The 22129-nt window shown below is 36.0% G+C and carries 22 protein-coding genes and 1 pseudogene; 9 read left to right on the forward strand and 14 right to left on the reverse strand.

The annotated features are described in order from the left end of the window. Positions 1–7: 7 nt before the first annotated feature. The gene (locus tag E3C75_RS01690; protein ID WP_111679753.1) at positions 8–379 is read right to left on the reverse strand and encodes a hypothetical protein; all 372 of its coding nucleotides are present in this window, start codon (positions 377–379) and stop codon (positions 8–10) included. Between the two features lie 585 nt (positions 380–964). On the opposite strand from E3C75_RS01690, the gene E3C75_RS01695 reads away from it, so the two are divergent. From E3C75_RS01695 to E3C75_RS01715, 5 genes are all read left to right on the forward strand, one after another. Beyond that, on the forward strand, positions 965–1204 hold the full coding sequence (locus E3C75_RS01695) for a GlsB/YeaQ/YmgE family stress response membrane protein (protein WP_002952222.1): 240 nt from the start codon (positions 965–967) through the stop codon (positions 1202–1204). A 62-nt stretch (positions 1205–1266) separates the two neighbouring features. Continuing rightward, the gene (gene amaP, locus E3C75_RS01700; protein WP_084829170.1) at positions 1267–1833 is read left to right on the forward strand and encodes an alkaline shock response membrane anchor protein AmaP; all 567 of its coding nucleotides are present in this window, start codon (positions 1267–1269) and stop codon (positions 1831–1833) included. 12 nt (positions 1834–1845) lie between these two features. Further along, on the forward strand, positions 1846–2016 hold the full coding sequence (locus tag E3C75_RS01705; RefSeq protein ID WP_002952225.1) for a DUF2273 domain-containing protein: 171 nt from the start codon (positions 1846–1848) through the stop codon (positions 2014–2016). A gap of 14 nt (positions 2017–2030) precedes the next feature. Beyond that, a complete protein-coding gene (locus E3C75_RS01710) occupies positions 2031–2588 on the forward strand; it encodes an Asp23/Gls24 family envelope stress response protein (RefSeq protein ID WP_084829171.1) in 558 nt (185 codons plus the stop codon). A 73-nt stretch (positions 2589–2661) separates the two neighbouring features. Next, positions 2662–2865 carry a CsbD family protein gene (locus E3C75_RS01715; protein ID WP_084830587.1) on the forward strand — a complete coding sequence of 68 codons (204 nt, stop codon included), beginning with the start codon at positions 2662–2664 and terminating at the stop codon, positions 2863–2865. Between the two features lie 660 nt (positions 2866–3525). Here the strand turns inward: E3C75_RS01715 and E3C75_RS01720 are convergent. Further along, complete coding sequence (locus E3C75_RS01720) at positions 3526–4134, reverse strand: NUDIX hydrolase (RefSeq protein ID WP_084829172.1); 609 nt, start codon at positions 4132–4134, stop codon at positions 3526–3528. 141 nt (positions 4135–4275) lie between these two features. Then, a complete protein-coding gene (locus tag E3C75_RS01725; RefSeq protein ID WP_111679754.1) occupies positions 4276–5451 on the reverse strand; it encodes an IS256-like element IS1191 family transposase in 1176 nt (391 codons plus the stop codon). A 166-nt stretch (positions 5452–5617) separates the two neighbouring features. Here E3C75_RS01725 and E3C75_RS01730 point away from each other — a divergent pair, with 166 nt between their 5' ends. After that, on the forward strand, positions 5618–5944 hold the full coding sequence (locus tag E3C75_RS01730; protein ID WP_084829173.1) for a PadR family transcriptional regulator: 327 nt from the start codon (positions 5618–5620) through the stop codon (positions 5942–5944). A gap of 567 nt (positions 5945–6511) precedes the next feature. After that, positions 6512–7360, forward strand: a complete 849-nt coding sequence (locus E3C75_RS01740; RefSeq protein WP_172451567.1) for a DUF4097 family beta strand repeat-containing protein — start codon at positions 6512–6514, stop codon at positions 7358–7360. Positions 7361–7396: 36 nt separating this feature from the next. Here the strand turns inward: E3C75_RS01740 and E3C75_RS01745 are convergent, their stop codons facing one another. Next, positions 7397–9766: a YhgE/Pip domain-containing protein gene (locus tag E3C75_RS01745; protein WP_084829175.1), complete on the reverse strand. Its 2370-nt coding sequence runs from the start codon at positions 9764–9766 to the stop codon at positions 7397–7399. 128 nt (positions 9767–9894) lie between these two features. Here E3C75_RS01745 and E3C75_RS01750 point away from each other — a divergent pair, with 128 nt between their 5' ends. Continuing rightward, positions 9895–10434 carry a TetR/AcrR family transcriptional regulator gene (locus E3C75_RS01750; protein ID WP_084829176.1) on the forward strand — a complete coding sequence of 180 codons (540 nt, stop codon included), beginning with the start codon at positions 9895–9897 and terminating at the stop codon, positions 10432–10434. Between the two features lie 75 nt (positions 10435–10509). Here the strand turns inward: E3C75_RS01750 and E3C75_RS01755 are convergent. After that, positions 10510–10872: pseudogene (locus tag E3C75_RS01755) on the reverse strand (DUF1304 domain-containing protein). 115 nt (positions 10873–10987) lie between these two features. Here E3C75_RS01755 and E3C75_RS01760 point away from each other — a divergent pair. After that, on the forward strand, positions 10988–11176 hold the full coding sequence (locus tag E3C75_RS01760; protein ID WP_023910021.1) for a hypothetical protein: 189 nt from the start codon (positions 10988–10990) through the stop codon (positions 11174–11176). A 226-nt stretch (positions 11177–11402) separates the two neighbouring features. Here the strand turns inward: E3C75_RS01760 and rpsD are convergent, their stop codons facing one another. The 9 genes from rpsD to E3C75_RS01810 all read right to left on the reverse strand — a co-directional run bounded on the left by rpsD (position 11403) and on the right by E3C75_RS01810 (position 22052). After that, positions 11403–12014 (reverse strand): 30S ribosomal protein S4, encoded by a 612-nt coding sequence (gene rpsD, locus E3C75_RS01765; RefSeq protein ID WP_084829177.1) that lies wholly within the window; start codon positions 12012–12014, stop codon positions 11403–11405. A gap of 197 nt (positions 12015–12211) precedes the next feature. Then, positions 12212–12514, reverse strand: a complete 303-nt coding sequence (locus E3C75_RS01770; protein WP_002952260.1) for a Veg family protein — start codon at positions 12512–12514, stop codon at positions 12212–12214. A 23-nt stretch (positions 12515–12537) separates the two neighbouring features. Continuing rightward, positions 12538–13899, reverse strand: a complete 1362-nt coding sequence (gene dnaB / locus E3C75_RS01775; protein ID WP_002952261.1) for a replicative DNA helicase — start codon at positions 13897–13899, stop codon at positions 12538–12540. 43 nt (positions 13900–13942) lie between these two features. After that, positions 13943–14401 (reverse strand): 50S ribosomal protein L9, encoded by a 459-nt coding sequence (rplI, locus tag E3C75_RS01780; RefSeq protein WP_084829178.1) that lies wholly within the window; start codon positions 14399–14401, stop codon positions 13943–13945. 1 nt (position 14402) lies between these two features. Beyond that, on the reverse strand, positions 14403–16367 hold the full coding sequence (locus tag E3C75_RS01785; RefSeq protein WP_084829179.1) for a DHH family phosphoesterase: 1965 nt from the start codon (positions 16365–16367) through the stop codon (positions 14403–14405). A 73-nt stretch (positions 16368–16440) separates the two neighbouring features. Next, positions 16441–18342, reverse strand: coding sequence for a tRNA uridine-5-carboxymethylaminomethyl(34) synthesis enzyme MnmG (gene mnmG, locus E3C75_RS01790; RefSeq protein ID WP_111679756.1), 1902 nt, complete (start codon positions 18340–18342; stop codon positions 16441–16443). 8 nt (positions 18343–18350) lie between these two features. Next, positions 18351–18806, reverse strand: coding sequence for an NUDIX hydrolase (locus tag E3C75_RS01795; protein ID WP_111679757.1), 456 nt, complete (start codon positions 18804–18806; stop codon positions 18351–18353). Positions 18807–19077: 271 nt separating this feature from the next. Next, a complete protein-coding gene (mnmA, locus tag E3C75_RS01805; protein WP_111679758.1) occupies positions 19078–20199 on the reverse strand; it encodes a tRNA 2-thiouridine(34) synthase MnmA in 1122 nt (373 codons plus the stop codon). 143 nt (positions 20200–20342) lie between these two features. After that, entirely contained in the window at positions 20343–22052 is a 1710-nt protein-coding gene (locus tag E3C75_RS01810; protein ID WP_111679787.1) for a glycosyltransferase family protein, read from the reverse strand. Positions 22053–22129: the final 77 nt, after the last annotated feature.

Genomic DNA, 22129 nt, shown 5'->3' on the forward strand with positions numbered 1-22129 from the left:
GAAGAAGTTAATCGATATCGTTTGATCTCTTTTCTAATGAAAGGATTTCTTGAAGAAATAACTTTTTAGCTTCGTCCTCTGATGACGTTTCTAAATCGTCAATCATTATTTTTGCAACTTCTTTACGAGAGCTAGTTCCATATTCTTCTTTCAATCCATAATCAATTCTCTCCTCAAAATTGGTATAAGGATATTGACCAAGTAGCACATTGATACGTTGATCAAATTCATAATCAATCCACCACTCCTCAAACAATTCTTTGAAAGATTGCAAATCTGGTTCAGAATTCAATAGGGTTAGTGCATCCATAAAACCTGTTTTATATCCATTAATTTCTGAGCATAAACCAACGACCTCATCCTTATTAATTTTTGCCAATTCCTAACGCATTTCAAGCAAATCCTTGTCTCTAAATAGTCGTTCAAAGCCCTCAAGCTGTTTACTAAATTTGTCTAATTTAGTGTAATCCTGACAATTCAATGTTTCTCTAAAATCCGTAATTATCTCCTTTTTTGAATTTTAAACTCCTACTGAAAATAACACAGTATCCTGTGTATCATTTAGACTTCTTTAATTGGCTAAAAATCTTATGGTCATACCACCATAATCAAAGGTTTTATTGATTAATTATTCAATTGTCAGAATGGTCTGATAATAATAACCATAATGAAGAGTATTTACAAAACTGTTCAAAAAACAACAAGAATCATATCAGAAATATACTTGCAAATATATGCAATCGATTGCAAAACGATTAACAGATTTCATTCTATTTTTTTATAAGCGAGATCATTTTCTTTGACTTATCATTTTTATTAAGCTATACTATTCGCAAAGGTATATACTAACATTAATCTTAACAATCATAAGACTACTGTTCGTAAAGGTATATACTATAACTCTTTAGATTATTTGATTTTCCAAACAATCTAACTTTCCACAATTTAGAAAGGGGAAGACATTATGATTTGGGCTATTATCGTAGGAGGGCTTATCGGTCTTATTGCAGGTGGAATCACTAAAAAGGGAGATTCCATGGGAATAATCGCTAATATCATTGCAGGTTTAGTCGGTTCATCTGTTGGACAATCACTTTTCGGTGCATGGGGACCTAGTCTAGCTGGAATGGCATTAATTCCATCAATCTTAGGAGCGGTTATTGTTGTTTCAGTAGTATCATTTTTCCTAGGGAAAAATGATTGAACTTGAACCTTTCTTGACAGGAATAGATTAAAGTTCAAATTCTATTGATGAAAGGATTCAATATGTCAAAAAACAAAAAAATATTTTACCTTATTTTATGTATTTTAATCTTGACAATTTTGATTCCTATTTTGCTAGATTATCTTAAATTCAGTGGCTTAGGACTTCATTTAGTTGATTGGAATCAAAATTCCTTTTTAGAATTTTATCTTTCAAGATATATTTTCTGGGGTGCTCTAGTACTTTCAGCTGTAGTGTTGTTTCTAATGCTTGTTACACTCTTTTATCCTAAACAATATTTAGAGATTCAGTTACCTGATGTCGATGGGAACCTAAAATTAAAAAATTCAGCTATTGAAGGATTTGTACGTTGTGTGGTTGCTAATCACAATTTTATAAAGGATCCTACTATTAAGGTAAACTGTCGTAAGAATAAATGTTTAGTTCACGTAGAAGGACAAATGCTTCCATCAGACAACATTATTAAACGAACTCAAATAATTAAAGATGAGATAGCTGATGGATTGAAACAGTTTTTTGGAATGAATCATCGTGTAAAACTGTATATTTCTGTAAAAGAATACAAGCCAAAACCACCACGTAAAAAAACTGTTAGTCGTGTAAAGTAAGGAAGTAAAAAAATGGAATGGTTTAAAAAATACCAATATCTACTTCTTTCCGGATTGGCGGGTGCTATCTTAGCGTGCTTCATCCTATCCTATGGTTTTTTTAAGACTTTATTTGTCTTGATTTGCGCCACTCTAGGAGTTGGAATTGGGTATTATATTCAACAAAAACAATTATTTAAATAGTAAAGGTGATTTATATGTCAAATGTAGAAAAAAAAGTAGAAGTAGTAAAAGGCGAATTGACCTATGAAGATAAAGTCATTCAAAAAATTATTGGTCTTTCTTTAGAAAATGTTCCAGGTTTGCTGGCTATTGATGGAGGCTTTTTCTCAAACCTAACTGGAAAACTTATCAATACTGATAACGTTGCAAGCGGAGTCAATGTTGAAGTTGGTAAAAAGCAAGTTGCTGTGGATTTGAAAGTAGTTGTCGAATATAAAAAGAATATTCCTGAATTATACAAGAAAATCAAAGAAATTGTTGTTTCAGAAATTTCTAATATGACTAATTTGGAAGTGGTTGAAGTTAATGTAGATGTTGTTGATATCAAGACTAAAGAGCAACATGAAGCAGACTCAGTAAGCCTGCAAGATCGAGCAACTGGAGTTGTTGAATCAACAAGTAAATTTACTTCCGATAAGTTTGAAAGCGCAAAAGAGGGATTGGGTGATGGCCTCTCAGCTGCAAAGGAAAAAGTTAAAGGAGTTGCCGAAGATACCAAAGAAACTGCTAAAGCAGAACCAAGAGTTCACTAAATTCTTTTATGCCTAAAAAAGTTTAAAAACGTTCATTATCAATAATCTGATTTTCCAATGGAGGGTAACAACTATGTCAGTAGAAGAAAAACTTAATCAAGCTAAAGGCGCTATTAAAGAAGGTGTCGGAAAAGTAACTGATGATAAAAAAACCGAAAAAGAAGGAGCTGCTGAAAAAGGAGTTTCAAAAGTTAAAGAAGTTGCCGAAGATGCCAAAGATGCTGTTAAAGGAGCAATTGAAGGTGTTAAAAATATGGTTAAAAAGGACGATAAATAATTCTAAAATCGGTTGATTTTTTACTTAAAACATGGGATTACTCTACAAGAAATTTAAGGTTGTTGTACTCCTAACTACTCACTTTTAAAACAACACCAAAAACTATGACAAATCCTTAACATTACAATATTAATCAGGTGAAAAATCGGCTTTCTTTAGATTACTTTGAGATTCTTTCTAACCTCATATGTATATTCCTTTCTGATAGCATTAGCGCTCTAAAATCTGTAGTTTTGTTTAAACTATAGAAGCTAGAGTGCTTTTTATATTATTTTTAAAAAAACAAAAGCACAGATTTTACTGTACCTCAGAATGAGGTTAAATAATTGAATTAAAAAGCCATGAAAATATTATTTTTATGGCTTTTTTTATTAGCAAAGATAACAGTTATTCGTTCTAGTAAAAAGATTACAAACACATAATAGCCTCTATTAATATCTTACTCCTACCTTCCTGTCGCAAAGAGGATACAATAAATCGAAAAAGTCATTGTTCAATATAAAGTTTTCTACCTAGATAAAAAACTCGATATTAATTTTGAAAATCATTTTAGTAATAACCTAAACTTCTACATCAGAAACGGATTTTACTCCATTAATACCAAATTAACAACTTAACTAATATCAAAAAGATCACTATATTATCGTTGATCTTTAATTTTCACTCTAAATCTTTCAAGATATTTGTAAACCTATGTGTAAATATAGCCGTCATCCCCCATATATTTTCTGTCAAGTTTCTGTAAAAAGGAATATGACGTTCACTGTACCCAAAATTATATTTTTCCCTGTTTTTTACTAGGAAAAAAGGAAAATCTTTTGCTTCGCTTAAGGTAGAACTCACAGTATAATAAATCGGTTCTTTTGTCAACAATGTGTCAACTTCAACTGTAAACAGCCGGTCTGCCTCTTCATTCGGATGGATATACTCCCAATTTTCTATCTTTATCTTTCCAACAAAGCAATGGATGGTTCTACCCTGATGGATCAGATAATCAATCTCTCCCCAAATGTCAATTTGATCAGGAACTAGGTTTAACTCCTCACAAGTTTCTCGTATAGCAGCCTCTTGAAAAGTCTCGCCGTCTTCCACACGTCCACCAGGAAAAGAAATCTCACCCGGTTGAGAAATATGTTCGCTTCGCACTTGGTAAAGGACTTGATACTTACCAGTTTTTACATCATATATTAAGGGCAAGAGAACTGCATAGCGTCCTTTCTCCCCCAGTGGCTTCGGCTCGTAATGAGCTAATTTATCTTTAATAGTCATAAGTACTCCTTGACTTCATATTATCATAAAAAATAAGATAGCCCTATTATATAAAAATTTTATATATAAAATTTAGACATATCTTTCTAAAGGGATACTGTCAATAATTATGTGTAAACACTCAAGTAGAGTTGAAGAATGTTAATCAAATAAGCTTTCAAGTGTGTCAGCACATTGGCCAAACCCTTTATGGATGCGTTGATTTTGCTTGAAATTATAATCTTCAAACAGGGTAACTAAATAACGTTCCAGAGCCTCCTCGTTAGGAAAAAGGACCTTCTTTTTCGTTTGACGTTTGATTTCTTTGTTAAGAGACTCAATGAGGTTTGTCGAATAAATGCTATGCCAAATCTGGTAGGGAAACTGATAAAAAGTTAAAAGATTATCCGTATTCTCCAGACTTTCCATGACTTTCCTATACTTTGGTTTCCATTCGGCGATAAAGTTCTCTAAAGCTTGCACTGCCATTTCTAAATTTTCAGCACGATAAATCATTTTAAATTGCTCCAGAATAACCGCTCTATCTGCTCGTTTCACTTTACTAGCCAGATTTCGACTAATATGAATTAAGCAACGTTGTTGTTCAGCTAATGGGTAAGCCTGATTGATAATCTGTTCAAGCCCCTTGAAGCCATCGGTCACTACAAGAGAAACCTGTTGGATTCCTTGGTTTTGAAGCTTGTCTAACAGGGTGGACCAAGAAGCATTGTTTTCATTTGGGGCGATTTCATATCCAAGAACAGCCTTCTGTCCTTCTGGTGTAATGCCAAGTGCGATATGAATACATTCTTTACTAACGGTTCCACGTCTTAAGGGGAGATAGGTTCCGTCAAGAAATAAAACAGAGTAATTGGCTTCTAAGCTTCGCTCATGAAAAGTAGCGACATTCTCCTGAGTTGCTTTTGAGATATTAGAAATTGTGGCAGGACTATAGTGATGACCATACATTCGCTCGATGATATCACTAATTTCTCGAGTCGTTACACCGGTTTGATAGAGTTTGATAACCATCTCTTCCAAGTGGTCATCTCTACGTCCATAAGCGGGAAGCAAAACTGGACTAAAGTTCCCATTACGATCTCTAGGAATACTCAACTGAACAGTCCCATATTTGGTTTCGAATTTCCGTGCATAGCTTCCGTTACGACTATTCCCAGAATTATAGCCTAATTTATCGTAAGGTTCATACCCTAAAAAGGCTGATAACTCTGCTTGAAGCAGATCATTCATTGCTGTTTCAAGAGAAGTACGGAAAAATTCATCAATATCTTGCTTTTGGGCTAGGAAGTTAAGTAGTTCTGTGGTAAACTGAGTCATAGGAATAAATCTCTTTCTAGTAATGTTTTGCAACTCTACTATAACGGATTTATTCCTTTTTGTGTTTACACAACTTATTTTACACTACCTCTAAAGGACATACACTCAATATATAAAATAATTATATATAATTTTTATACCTATCCTAAAATAAAAGGAGCAAACCATGTATTTTCCAACATCGTCAACCCTGATTGAGTTCTTAATATTAGTTATTATTGATAGAGAAGACTCTTATGGTTATGATATTAGCCAAAACATAAAGATTGCGGCTAGTATCAAGGAATCAACACTTTATCCTATTCTAAAAAAGCTTGAAAAAGCAGGCTATATGACCACCTACGGCCAAGATTATCAAGGGCGCAAACGTAAATATTATAGTATTACCCCATATGGAAAAGAGCAACTTCAATTTCTTAATAAGGAATGGTTAACTTACAAAGAAACTCTGGATGGTATTGTGGAAGGGAGATTAAGACATGACAAAGACTGAATATATAGCCAAATTAACAAAATATCTACGAAAATTACCACCAAAAGACTACGAAGAAGCTCTAGAATATTTCATGTAATATTTTGAGGAGGCTGGACCCGAAAATAAATCTCTAGTTATTGCAGAACTGGGTACACCTAAGGAAGACGCTCATGAAGTCATTAGCCGTCTGCTAGATGAAAAGGTTATTGAGGATACGACTAGTTTGCGCAATAAAACAACTATTATTTGAATTGCTATTCTCGCAGTATTAGCTAGTCCAGTAGCTTTTCTAATTCTCCCTTTCTTCTTAGCTATGCTAATGACACTTCTTATGATCATTTTTGCGGTCATGGTGACTGCCTTAGCTCTTACTCTTGTCTTACTCATTAGTGGTGTTCACACTTTCTCTACAAGTTTCTCTCCCCTAAGTGTTTCACTAGCTTCAACACTGTTTGGACTAGGTGTAGGACTATTGATGTTTGGGGGAGCACTTTTACTATTTTTGATTTCATTTGAAATCTGTAAACTTATTGTAAAGCTAATTACTCCATCAATTAGATGACACATCAAGAAAGTAAGAAAAACATGAAAACTTGGAAAAAGATTGTCCATGAAGTATCTCTCATATCTCTATTTTTAGGCGGGGGATTAGCAACTTGGGTTTATAGTCAAGGTGGCTTGACAGATTTACAAAATCAAAATAAAAGTGAGCTAGATTATGTCAAGAAGGAAGTTGATAACTTCAATAAGATTGATATTAAAAGTAGCAGCTACAAGGTACTAATTCAAGGTTCTGAGGTTAACAAAACTACACTTTCTTACTACCAAAAAATAAAAAATACAATTGACACAACTGTAAAGGATAGTCAATTAACTATTAATGATAACAACTCTAAATTAGATTCGACTTCTAAAAAACACATTAACTTTTTCAAATTAAAAGATTTAATAAGCCTCTCTTCTGCTATCGACCAGGAAGTCAGAAAGCAAACCATTATTATTACACTTCCTAAAAAACAATCGATTGATTTCTTAAAGGTTGATTTAGCAACTGGAAATCTAGATTTAAGCCATAGCACGGTTAGACAAGTAGACATTAATCTAAATGTGGGGAACCTGAATTTTAATAAAATGATAGTCAGCAACCTAAAAGCTAACCTTGATGTTGGTAGTGTTGATAGTGATAATACCCTTTTTACTAACGCAGATTTATCTATTGCAATGGGAGAATTCTCTGGTAATAACTTAATTTTTAACGGTCACAATAAACTTGACGTCACAACCGGTGAAGTTGAAATAGCTCTTAAATATTACACTATCAATGTTCAAGCAGATAGTCACTCAGGAGAGGTGGATGTTACGAATAACCTTAAGAACTCAAAAGATAATACACTTACCATCACCTCCGATCTCGGTAATATAACTGTCGAATAACATAAAAAAGCCAGCTCACATTAGCCGGCTTTTAGTTTATACATTCTCAGTTTTTGGTCTATAAATAACAATACCTACAACTACAAAAGTAAGTAAGAAAATGACTAGCATACGTACTTGATCTGAGATTTGTCCTGTCATAGAAATAGTTTGACGAAGGCCTGACACAGAGTAGGACATTGGTAAGAATGGCTGTACGACCTTAAAGAACTTAGGACTAAGTTCAATTGGATAAGTCCCTGCACTAGAACCTAACTGTAAAAGCAACAGAATCATGGAAGCAAATGCACCATATCTATCATCCCAACCTACAAGGGCTGTAACGAGCGCCATTAAAGTCCATGCTGCAAGGAGAATCATACCAAATGTAGCTAGTGGATGATTTGGTTCAACTCCCATAAATCGAATAGCAATATAAAGGGCAATTGCAGCCATAGTTGCAATAATACCATTGATAAATAACTTATTTTTAGACCAGTCAAAACGACTCGTAAAGCTTCTTCCTGTTAAGCTTTTAGCAAAGATAACATTTGTTGAAAGAGCTACAACCATAAGAGAAACCGAAATCATATATGGGGCCATTCCCACACCATTAGTGTCAACCTTATCCTTATCAGTTTTCTTCACTTTTAGAGGAGCACTGACTATCTTAGCATTTTCTGAGTTTACAGAAACAAGTGATAACTGTTGATTAGCCTTGTTTAATGAGTCAGACAAGGTAAAAAGATTAGTTGACAGATTTGTCAATCCATTTGTTAAATTGTTTCCTCCAATTGCCAATTGTTGGACACCTGTATTAAGAACACTTGTACCACTTTTAAGGGTAGAAAATCCATTCATTAAGGTACTACTGTTAGCATCTAGAATTTGTGCACCACTAGCAATCGTTGACACAGCACCAGTGTAGGTTGACAAACCTGTTAAGAGATTGCTTGCACCTGTGGCTAAAGTACTTTGAGCTCTTGACACACCTGAAGCAACTTGAATTGCCCCAGGCGATAATTGATTAACAAGTACTGAGTTAACATTAGCAATATTACCTTGCATTGATGATATAGTTGAGGAAGCTACAGGAAGAAGAGTATTTGCCGAACTTGCAATGCCTGAAATAGACGTTTGTAGAGAAACTAAATTGCTTGATTCTCCACTACTAGTTGTTGTCGTGCCTGCCAAGCTAGACAAAGCTGTTGACATGCTTGACACATCTGATGCAATAGTTGAAGCATAGCTACTAGCTGTAGAGCCAGCATTACTAATTGCTGAAGCAATCTCTGCTTGTTGATCTGCTGTCAAGCTTTGATATGCAGCTGTTCCTTGTACCGCAGCCAAATCGTTCGCTTTGTCAGTGGCACTAGCTGTAGCTATAGAACTAGCTGCAGAAGAAATATTTGAAAGATAAGTCGCTATTGAACTTGTATCTACTGATGTTGTTGATGTTCCACTAGGGAATGATGTATTACTTACTGTCGTATTAAGATTTTGAATTGCTGTATTTAAATCAGTTAAATTAGCTGACAAGCTTGACAACTGTGTTTGCTGTTCTTCAGATAAACTTGTTGCTGTAGCCATTTGACTAAGCGCCGTTGACAAAGAATTCGCACCTGTAACTAAGGTATTCATAGCTTCTGCTCCTGATGCAAATTGACCCGCAGCAGAATTAACAGCCTCTGAGTTACTATTCAACTGTGACAAAGCACCTGACAAAGTTGACACACCTGAAGTATAGGCAGATGCGCCCGAACTCAAGGTATCAACACCTGTCGCCAATGTTTGAGTAGAACCAGCAAGAGTTCCTAGACCATTTGATAAGATCTGACCTCCAGATTGAAGTGCTCCTGCACCTGCATATAATTGACTGGCCCCATTCGCTGCAGTTCCCATCCCACTCTGCAGTTGAGACATACTCTTAAAGACAGCTCCAACATAAGTTGACGTAATATTTTTAGAAACAGTCTCCTTTAACTTAGACATGGCAGAATCGCTCATTTTCGAAGAAACGAAGCTATGCCCTGCTGTTGTCTGATAAGAAATTTCTAGTTTCTTAGGATCATTTGTCAGAAGACTTGCTGCATTACTTGAGAGGTTTTCTGGGAAAGTGATAACCATATAGTAATCACCGTCTTCTATTCCTTTTTGTGCTTCAGTTTCAGTTACAAAATGATAGTCTAAATTTTTATTTTTAGACATATTGTCCACCATATCATGACCAATATTAAGCGCCTTATCTTGAAATCTAGCACTCTTATCTTTGTTCACCACTGCCACTGGCAGATGTTTCACATTACCGTAAGGATCCCATATAGAAGATAAAAATATTAAATTATACAAAGCGGGTATCAATGAAACACCAATAATGGTTATCCATAGCTTTGGACTTTTTAGAAGAGCCTTTAATTCTGCTAACATATTTCTCCTTTTTAGACATCGTGTATACTTTTATGATATAATCAATTATAAGCTCATTAATTTTATAAATCAATATTTAAAAACTATTTTTGGACACTTTATCTAAAACTGTGTGAAAGGAGAAATACATGACAAAAGATCAAAGGCGTTCACTTACTAAAAAAGCTCTTTTAGATGCTTTGGTAATATGCCTTAAAGACCAAGATTTCAATGAGATTACAACTATTCGTCTAGTTCAAACAGCTGGGATTAGCCGTTCAAGTTTTTATACTCACTACAAGGATAAATTTGAAATGATAGATAGCTATCAGAAAGAATTGTTTCATAAACTAGAATATATCTTTGATAAATACGAAGGAAAGAAAGAAGGGGCCTTTCTCGAAATCTTTGAAATTCTTACTCGTGAAAAACTTCTTTCAGCTCTATTATCTACAAATGGAGCAAAAGAAATTAAAGATTTTCTGATAAACAAACTTCAGCGTATGATAGCTGAAGACTTTATTGACCCTACTGCTGAAAAAAGAGCTCTCAAAGGATTCGAGAAGAACTATGCCAGCATTTATCTTGCTCATGCTATTTTTGGAGCTTGTCAAGCATGGATAAAAAATGGCAAAAAGGAATCACCTCAAGAAATGACAGACTTCCTTCTACGATTTATTCCACAATAAAATAACACCAGAAGCACAAAAAGCTACAAAGTATCTCGGTAGATAAAGTAGCTTTTTTCTCTTATAATTAAATTCCTAGAACAATGAGATAATAAGTGAAAACAAGGTCAATATTGCGGGTCCACCTTGCGTAAAAATAATCTTCTTATTAGCAGTTACAGCACCATAAACAGCAGCAAAGAAAACATTAAGAACAAAAACAGTTACAAGTAGCTGACTATTTGTAAAAATACCATACAAGAGGAATACAGCGATTAAACCATTGTAAATACCTTGATTTTTAAATAAGTTTGTAACAGAATCGCGTTGAAGCTCTTATTTGCTCATATTAAAAATTCTACTAGTTGTGTCTGAATGTGTTGCAAAAGTTTCCAAATACATGATATAAAGATGCTCCAATGCAACAATCCCAGCTAAAATTAGTATAATAATAGACATAGTTTCTCCCTTCTTAAACAACTTTGACAGTATATCAAAAGTAAAGCATTAAAACAACACACATGTTTTATAAAATTTAAAATATGGTAAAACAAAGACTGAAAGAGAGGTCCTTATGACAAAAACAGAAGTAATACAACGTCTACAAAAAGACTTGAAAATCTCTAGATTTCAAGCTTATATAGAGGATAAAGAATACTCTGAAGAAAGAGTACAAACGACTAAAAAAGATTTTGAAGCCTACTTCACCAACTACGTTTCAAATGTTTCAGCAGACTTTGAAGGTGGACTGGAAAATAAATGAACTATACCTCAAAATCACATATCATAAGATAATGGAACAAGCTCCTAGTCTAATACAAATGACTAGGAGCTTATTATGTTAGAAAACAAAAAAGCCGTCTCATTCTGTGATATAGCTCTAAAATCTATATAGAAGTAAGCAAAAAGGTAAGCAAATTTCTGAAACAGTCTTTTAAAATAAGCAAAAAGCCCATAATAACGGGCTTTTCGATACAATAATATTAAAATTAAAGCATTTTGTTGTAGAATTCAACGACAAGTGCTTCGTTGATTTCTGGGTTGATTTCATCACGTTCTGGAAGACGTGTCAATGAACCTTCAAGTTTTTCAGCATCAAATGATACGAATGCTGGACGTCCGATAGTAGCTTCTACTGCTTCAAGGATAGCAGGAACTTTAACTGACTTTTCACGAACTGAGATTACTTGACCAACTTCAACGCGGTATGAAGGGATATCAACACGTTTACCGTCAACAAGGATGTGACCGTGGTTTACAAATTGACGTGCTTGACGACGAGTTGTTGCGAGACCAAGACGGTACACAACGTTATCAAGACGACGTTCCAAAAGAACCATAAAGTTGAAACCAAGTGTTCCACCTTTAACTTTAGTAGCTTGTACGAACAAGTTACGGAATTGTTTTTCACTCAAACCGTATGAGAAACGAAGCTTTTGTTTTTCAGCCAATTGCAAACCGTACTCTGAAAGTTTTGAACGGTTATTTGGGCCATGTTGACCTGGTACGTAGTTACGACGTGCCAATTCTTTACCTGTGCCTGTAAGTGAGAAACCAAGGCGACGTGATTGTTTCCATGATGGACCTGTATAACGTGACATTAATAATGTCCTCCTATAAAAAATATTTTTAGGAAATAACATTTTAGATAAACCTGATTCGTTCAGAAAGACTTCGCCCAAACAGCAAAGGTTACTTTTCTAGCTGACTTCCTGTTGACGAGCTTCATTTTATCCTGCTATTATTTCACATACTCCGCTATTTTACCACGAAAAAAAGCCCAAGTAAAGGCTTTTTCTTATTTATTTTCGATTTCAGCTTGTTCCTCGGGACTCAAATAACGAATGAGAGTCTTTTCAGTCAAAATATCTGAATAAGTATAAGATTCAACATAACTATTATTAATAGCGTCAGCTTGAGAACCGAAGTCCTGATACTCAACAATAAACAATGATGGATAGACTTCTGTCAAACGACCAATCTTATTCTTTTCACGTTTACGTCCATTCTCTAAAGTCAATTCTACCAACTGACCTTCATGAGCTTTAATAGCTTCCTTAATATTTTTCATTTTAGCAACATCTGCAAATGCGTCACTCATATATATCTCCTTAAATCTGAAAGTTACGATTCCTCAAACTGAGCAATCGATGAAAATTTATTATATTCTTTTTGGAATAATAACTTAACTGTTCCACGCGCACCAGCACGGTTTTTTTCTAAGATAACTTCGATTGTATTATCTTCAATCGCATTCTCTGATTCTTCACTCTCTTTTCGATAGTAATCATCACGATATAAGAAAGCTACAATGTCGGCATCCTGCTCGATAGATCCTGATTCACGGATATCAGACAAGACTGGTCGTTTATCCTGACGTTGTTCAACCCCACGAGATAACTGACTCAAGGCAATTACAGGAACTTTGAGCTCCTTGGCTAAGATTTTTAACTGTCTTGAAATATCTGAGACCTCTTGTTGGCGATTTTCCGGTCGCGTCCCTGTAATCAACTGCAAATAGTCAATCACAATGAGACCGAGACCACCCTCTACTTCTTGTGACAATTTACGGGACCGTGCACGAATCTCAGTAATCTTTATACCAGGGGTATCATCTATGTAAATAGGTGCCTCAGCCAGTGCCCCTTGAGCAATCATGACATTATTCCAATCTTGCTCTGTCAATTGACCTGTACGTAAAGCATGAGAATCAATCATACCTTCAGCTGCCAACATACGATCAACCAAGCTTTCTGCACCCATCTCTAGGGAAAAAACTGCAACAGCTTTATTTTGCTTGGTACCAACATTCTGAACGATATTCAACACAAAGGCTGTTTTACCAACAGCGGGACGAGCTGCTAAAATAATTAATTGGTCCGGGTGTAAACCTGTTGTAATCTTATCAAGGTCACGGAAACCTGTCGGTAATCCAGTTACATCTGATGTTTGCTGTGAACGCATCTCCAAAGTATTAAAATTGACATCAAGAACTTCAGATATTTTGCGGAAACCACTACTATTGCTATGCTCTGAAACATCAACTAAGGCTTTCTCAGCATTTGCAATAATTTCATCCGATTCAGTTGTCCCCTCATATGCTTGATTGACAATTTCTGTCAACCTATTTATAATACGCCGAAGCATGGCTTTCTCAGCCACAATCTTAGCATAGTACTCAGCATTTGCGGATGTTGGGACACTATTGACCAAATCTACAAGATAAGAAATACCCCCTATGTTTTGGAGGTCATCTTGGTCATCTAAAATAGTACGTACTGTCGTGGCATCAATGGCATCATTTCGATCCGACAGCGTTACCATTGCTTTAAAAATGACACGATGGGAATACTTGTAAAAGTCATCTGCTTCGATAAACTCTCGAACCGTAATTAACTTTTCCGGGTTAATGAAAATAGCCCCCAAAACAGACTGTTCCGCTACTAAATCATGAGGTTGCACTCGTAATTCTTGAGCTTCTGCCACAATTATTCCCTCCTTTACAAGATTTACTTATAGTGTCAACGAATTACTCAGCACTATTTTTGATGTTAAGCTTAATTTGTGCATTCACTTCTTTATGAAGCTTTACAGGAACCTCAATCAAGCCAATCGCTCGAATAGGATGTTCAAGTTCAATATGACGTTTATCAATCTTGATTCCAAACTGTTTCTGAAGTCCTTCCGCAATCTTTTTAGCTGTAATTGAACCAAATGTACGACCATCTGGCCCAACCTTCTCAGTAAATTGAAGACGATTTTCTTCTTTCTCAAGTTGTTCTTTAACGCGTTTTGCTTCAGCTAACAACTCTGCAGCATGCTTTTCTTCTGATTTTTGTTTTCCTTTCAACTCCCCGATAGCTTGGTTTGTTGCTTCTTTAGCAAGATTCTTTTTAATCAAGAAGTTTTGAGCATAACCTAATGGTACTTCTTTAATTTCACCTTTTTTTCCTTTACCCTTAACGTCTTGTAAGAAAATAACTTTCATTTTAATCCTCCTTGGGAGCCAACTCTCCCATAATAGTTTCAATTAATTTATTTTGCGCTTGAGAAACACTACAGTCTCGTAATTGGCAGGCGGCTAGGTTGAAATGTCCACCACCACCTAATTTTTCCATAATACGTTGTACATTAATCGCATTATGGCTTCGAGAAGATATGTTTACAGTCGAGTGACTTGTTCGAGCAACAACAAAGGTTGCTTCGATTCCAGCCATTGCAAGCATAGTATCTGCCGCCTTAGCAATCACAACATTATTATAGCACTTGTGGTTATCTCCTGTAGCAACGATTATATCATCAGTAATTCGTTCGCCTGCAATAATTAACTCATTAATACGTCGATATTCGTCAAAATCCGTAGCAGAAATCATTTGAATTTCTCCACTGTCACTTCCTAAACTACGAAGGTAAGAGGCAACATCAAAAGTTCGACTAGTAACACGAGTAGAGAAATTCTTGGTATCCAGCATTATACCTGCCATAAGGATAGAAGCTTGGATTTTACTCAAACGTTCTGGAGCCCCTTGAAATTGTAACAACTCCGTAACCAATTCACAAGCAGAGCTTGCTCCACTTTCAATAAAAGTCAAAACTGCATTTTCAGGGAAGTCGTCATCTCGACGGTGATGATCTACGACAATAACTTCATTAAATCGATCATAAAAATCCTGAGATAGGGTTAGATTGATTTTTGAATGGTCAACCATAATTAGCAATGAGTGTTGGTTGACTAGTTCTTCAGCTTCTGAGAGTGTAATAAGGGGTGACTGCCCATCTTCTTTCAAACGTTCTACCGCACGCTCAATATCCGTATTCATAGCCATATCATCATAAACAGCATAGCTCTTTCTAACAATCTGACTAGCAAAATGGGCCATACCAACAGTAGCCCCTAAGGCATCCATATCAAGATTTTTGTGACCTACAACAAATACTTTTTCGACTGTTTTTAACTTATATGAAATTGCAGTCATCATAGCCCTTGTTCTTGTACGAGAACGCTTAACTGTTGAGACAGAGCCTCCTCCAAAATAAAGAAGTTCCTTGTGATCATCATTTTCCTTAACAACAGCTTGATCTCCGCCTCGAACAAGTGCAATATTAAGGTTCTGCAAAGCAACTTGCCCGATTTGATCATGCTTAAGCGTACCAAAGGATATTCCCATACTCAAAGTCAGTGGTAAACCACGTTCTTGTGCTTGTTGACGAAAGTCATCCAAGACAGAAAACTTTTGATCCATGAATTCTGTCAAAACACTGTAATTGGTAAAGAAGTAAAAACGATCCCCTTCAATACGTCGATAATGAATATGCTTAGCCTTAGCAAACTCAGAAATAAATCCTACTACAAATGTATTGATTTTTGAAACATCTGCATCTGGCAAACTTCCTGTCACATCGTCGTAGTTATCAACTGAAATAATCCCAATAACAGGTCGAGTCATATTTGGATCAACATTTTCATCTTGATCATAAACATTGTCAATAAAATATGTCAGCTTATTGTCAAAATCCACAAAGGCAGCGTATTTATTGTCACCAACAGTTATCACATTCGAAGGTGACCCCTTTCGTTTCTGGGAGATAAAATCTGCAATCAACTGCTTATTGAAGTTCCCATATTCATCTGAAAGCACTAACTTAGCATAGGGATTGAACCATTCAATATGGTCATTTTCGTCAAAAGTAACGACTCCGACAGGCATCTTTCCAAGAAGAGTCTTCAAAGAAGCTTCCACATCCTGATTCAGTTCATCTAATTGTTCTATTTCCAAAGACTCATATGTTGTCTTTTGGTAATGCAATAGTGTAACAACTACTACCATAATGATAAAAAGCGCAAAAATGAGTGCAGACTCCGTTTGTAATACGCGGACAAAAATGGTAGCAATTCCAAAAAGAATTAGTCCTATCATTATCAGGTGAATAGTTGCAAAGTGAAATCTTTTCATATAAAACCTCTTAATCTAACAATTATAACATAAAAAAGCCTTAATTAAAAGGCTTTTACAAGTGTTACGACTGTTAATCCACTTTACGTCGAGCTTTATTATTGCCTTCAAGGTAAACCATCAAAATAGAGATATCTGCTGGATTAACCCCTGAGATACGGCTTGCTTGACCAATGGTTTCAGGATTTATTTTCTTAAATTTTTGACGAGCCTCAGTTGCAATAGAATCAATAGCATCCCAATCAATATTTTCCGGAATCTTTTTTTCTTCCATTCGCTTCATCTTAGCTACTTGATCCAAAGCTTTATTGATATACCCTTCGTACTTGATTTCAGTTTCAAGTAACTCTATAACCTTAGCATCCAAATCTTCTGCAGCTGGACCGACAAACTGAGTAGCTGTAGCGTAATCAATCTCAGGTCGACGCATAAACTCTTTGGCTGTCATGGCATCTGTCAAAGGCTTAAATCCTAGAGCTTGAATTTTTTCATTTGTTTCTTTGATAGGCTTTAATTTTTCTTTTGACAGACGTGTCAACTCTCTGTCAAACTGATTTTTCTTAATTTTAAAGATATTCCAACGTTCATCATCAACCAAGCCAACTTCTCGACCAATAGGTGTCAAGCGCATGTCAGCATTATCATGACGTAATATAAGTCGATACTCTGCGCGTGAAGTTAATAAACGATATGGTTCCAAGGTTCCTTTCGTGACAAGATCGTCAATCATTACACCAATATAGGCATCACTACGTTTGAGAATAAGCTCAGGTTTACCTTGAACTTTCAGAGCTGCATTGATACCAGCAACTAGACCTTGACCTGCTGCTTCCTCGTATCCAGAAGTTCCGTTGGTCTGTCCTGCTGTAAAGAGACCTGAAATTAACTTCGTTTCAAGTGTTGCTCGTAATTGATGAGGGAGCACGATATCATATTCAATCGCATAACCAGTTCGCATCATTTCTGCCTTCTCGAGACCTTTAATTGAGTGAATCAACTCTTTTTGAACATCTTCTGGCAGACTTGTTGACAGGCCTTGCACATAGACTTCTTCAGTATCTCTTCCTTCAGGTTCAAGGAAAAGTTGATGGCGATTCTTATCGGCAAATCGGACAATTTTATCTTCGATTGATGGACAATAACGAGGTCCTACACCCTTGACAATACCTGAAAACATTGGTGCACGGTGTAAATTATTATTGATAATATCGTGGCTCTCTTGATTCGTATAAGTTAGCCAACAAGGTATTTGATCCTGAAGATAATCTTCATCTTTCGACAAGAATGAAAAATGATTTGGCTTTTCATCACCTGGTTGAATTTCAGTTTCTTCGTAATCAATTGATGATGCCTTAACACGAGGAGGGGTACCCGTTTTAAATCTTCCTATTTCAAGGCCAAGATCCCTCAGGTTATCTGCCAATGTAACAGATGCAAGGCTATTATTAGGACCTGATGAATATTTGAGCTCACCTAGGATAATTTCACCACGCAAAGCCGTTCCTGTTGTTACAACAACCGCTTTAGCTCCATATTTTTGATTTGTGGCTGTTCTGACACCAACTACCTTACCATCTTCAACAAAAATTTCATCAACCATTGACTGACGGAGAGTTAAGTTTTCCTGACGCTCAACTGTATGCTTCATCGTCATAGCATACAAGGCTTTATCTGCTTGTGCACGTAAAGCTCTGACAGCAGGACCCTTACCAGTATTCAACATTTTCATTTGAATATAAGTTTTATCAATATTTTTACCCATCTCCCCGCCGAGGGCATCAATCTCACGGACAACAATACCCTTGGCCGATCCTCCAATAGAAGGATTACATGGCATAAATGCCAGCATCTCTAGGTTAATAGTCGCTAATAAAACCTTACATCCCATGCGGGCTGCAGCTAGGGAGGCTTCTACTCCCGCATGACCAGCTCCGATTACAATAATATCGTACTCTTCTATAAAATTATAAGTCATTTTTTCTCCTACTCTTTAAGATGAATGTGTCGTAATTGTCCGTCCCATTCTGGTAAGGCGGCTTTTAGAAATGCCGGTTTCAGATTAACAGTATGTAGGTCATCTAAAGCAAGCCACCGGCAAGGTAATGGCTTCGCATCTTCTTGCATGGTTAAAGGGGCATCTTCTAGCAAGTCCACTAAATAATGGAACTCGATATTATGATAATGGACCCCAGTTTGTTCAAAGCGATTTTCAACAATGAAAGCTAACTGAACAGCTCTAGATGCGACACCGAGTTCTTCTCTTACTTCTCGAACCACAGCATCTTCAGTAGCTTCATACACTTGAATAGCACACCCAATTGTATAAAAACTGTCCTCATCTTCTACGACTAACAAGCGATTGTCATTTACAATCAAAGCAGTCGCTCTCACACCAAAAACAGTGGAATCAATTTTCATCCGAAAATCCTGATGTTGCATTTTTTCCTCCCTTAAAACAACACAAAAATAGTCAAAACTCGCAAGAAGTGCAGGACAAAAAACCTGCAACATCCATGAGCTTTGACCATCATGACTATTGTTAAAATTATTTTATCAAATCAAATTGTTTTGTCAATTCCAATCACAATTTGATTAGAGTCTGCACTCTAAAGCCATGTAAGCAGGAAGATTTGAAATTGGATTCATTATAGCGAAAAATGCCATAAATGCATAAAACAATTGGGAACTCTTCGTTATTACTTAACTCCAGTTAGATATACTGACAAACTTTTCCGTCTTTATATGCTTGATCAATAATACCGCCGCCCAAACATTCCTGACCATTATAGAAAACAACGGCTTGACCAGGTGTAATAGCACGCTGAGTTTCAGCAAAAACAACCTCTGCTTTATCACCCTTAACCTTTACAGTAACTTTACTATCAGGTTGACGATAACGGAATTTTGCTGTGCATTCCATTTCAAATTCTTCCGGCATGTCTCGAGTAAAGTTAATCATTGAAGCGTCAAGTGAAGTTGACATCAACGACTCATGGTGGAAACCTTGACCCACGTAAAGAATATTTTTAGAAAGATCTTTCCCTACTACAAACCAAGGAGCATTATCTCCGCCTTTTTGGCCACCAATACCCATACCACCACGTTGACCAATGGTGTAATACATGAGTCCGTTATGTTCACCCATATCACGACCATCGACGGTCATCATACGGCCTTTTTGAGCTGGTAAGTATTGACTAAGAAACTCTTTAAAGTTTTTCTCACCAATAAAACATATTCCTGTTGAATCTTTTTTCTTGGCTGTTGCAAGACCTGCACGTTCAGCAATCTTACGAACTTCTGGCTTTTGTAGATGTCCTAAAGGAAACATCGTTTTCTGCAACTGCTCTTGCGAAAGTTGACTAAGGAAGTAGGTTTGATCTTTATTGTTATCTGCACCACGCAACATATGGATAATACCATTTTCATCGCAAACAACTTGAGCATAGTGCCCTGTAGCCACATAGTCCGCTCCCAATGACATAGCATAGTCGAGGAAAGCCTTGAACTTGATTTCCTTATTACACATAACGTCTGGATTAGGGGTACGCCCTGAGCGGTACTCTGCTAAGAAATACTCAAATACACGGTCCCAGTACTCTTTTTCAAAATTAACAGAGTAATACGGGATACCAATCTGATCAGCTACTGCCGCCACATCTTTATAATCTTCGGTGGCTGTACATACACCGAATTCATCTGTGTCATCCCAATTTTTCATGAAGACACCAATTACATCATAGCCTTGCTCTTTTAAAAGTAGAGCTGTTACTGATGAATCAACGCCACCACTCATACCGACAACAACACGTGTTTTTGAATTATCAGTCATTGATAACTCCTCCCATCAAATAAAATTTAACATAGACTTGAAGGGTCTAGTTATTCAAATATCGATTTGAAGGTCGATTTTGAAGCGTAAAAGCACGCAAACTTAATTATATCATGATTAAAGAATAATGCAAAAGGGTTACACTAGGGAACCTTTTTTATATTTATTTTAATGTAAACCCACTGTAAAGATATTACTCCCCAGATTATTATTGGAATCCATACGGCTATAACTAACCATCTCGGTTCTTGGTAACTTAACACCAGTTTATTCTGCCCTTTTTGTGATGAAACTATTGGTGTACCTATCGTTGACAATCTATAATCAGCCTTGTTAAGTTCTTGACCATTTAGTGTCAAGATGGAATCTCTATAGACAACTATTGGTAAGTTTAACTCCTCTCCTTCAGCAGCTTGCCAAGTTAATACAAGATAACCATCTTCGAGCATCTTTTCTGCACTCTGATTCTTAACAACATTTTTATAATAAAGATCGTAAGTATTCTGCTTACCTATTGTCCCATAAATTGGAACATAATCTGGTGTTGGTTTAACAACTAAATTTAAAAATTGTGACAAATCACTGTCATCCATAGTAAGATTTATCGTCTGGTAATCTCCTTCAACGTAAGTATGTTTAACAATGGTAATAAGTTCACCATCTTGTGCCGCAGTTTTTACACGATCGGTAGTATCCATCATATTCTGAATGAGACCAATGCCCGCAAAGGCAAAGAGTAAAACAGCAATACTTTTTCGCCAGTTTACAAATCGCGTGACCGTTAACCCCGTAATTGCTAAAAGTAAAATGGTAGCAGGAACAAAGAATCTAAATGGAAATTGAATCAGTTCAGCAAATGTATTTCCATTTTCTACTAGATACTGCCACGGAAAAAGACCTGTTGATAAAAAAAAGAAGACAAAATAGATAAAATGCAATATTTTTTTCCATTTGGCCAATTTCTTCCAATTCAAAATAGCATAAACAAACTGTAAAACGAGTAACACCATTAAGGAAATTGGAGTATATAGCCAGTATCTTGCTGTTCCATCAATTCCATTCTTACCTATTTCCCTATTTATAAATGGATCTAAAAGATGATTCGTGCCTCTCAAATATAGGAGTATTAACCAGACATTGACAGTCAGCAAGAGGAAAAGAATGACTGCTATAAAGACTTGCAAGAAGGTTTCCTTCTTCTTAGCGACGGATAACGTTACAAAGGTGTAAAGATAGAAAGGAATATACATCATCACTAACATTAAAGCGCTAAGCACATGAACTTGAAAAATCAAGGCCATGGATAAGGCAAGTCTAATTGGTTCTACTTTTTGATAAAAAATGTAGCGAATTGCTGGGATAAAACAAAAAGGTAATAAAGCTGCTCCCCAACTAGAAAACCCCTGACGCATCGTCCAGTACTGGATAGAGAATGTTGTAGCATAGAGTAAACCTAATGACAAGGCAATGGTAGTCTTAACTTTACACTGCTTGAGCAAAGCATACATTGAGGACTCAGCTAATATATGTAGTAGTATCCTCGACACAATCTGATAACGAAACCAAGTGCCACTTATTAAAACAAGTCCTCCTTGTAAATAAGCAAAAAAAGGACCGTAAAGAGCATTGACAATGCGGCCTGACTGTTGGAAGCCATACAAAGATAAAAAGTAAGAAAAGTTACCATTCTTTAATTGCATAGCGGCTTCATAAAACCTATTATAGTGAAAAACGGAATCTGAACCTAAAATGACTTTTTTTGTAAATAATTGTGGCGTAACCAATAACACAGCAAAAGATACAATAATAAGGGGAACCCATGGCTTTTCTTTTGATTTAAAAAATTGTTTCATTGCTAAACCTTTCATTCCCCATTATAACAAAAAGCTCCGTGAAAACGATTACTAATATCCGAAATAAAAAGCTGAAA

Source organism: Streptococcus thermophilus, from assembly GCF_010120595.1.
Taxonomy (GTDB): domain Bacteria; phylum Bacillota; class Bacilli; order Lactobacillales; family Streptococcaceae; genus Streptococcus; species Streptococcus thermophilus.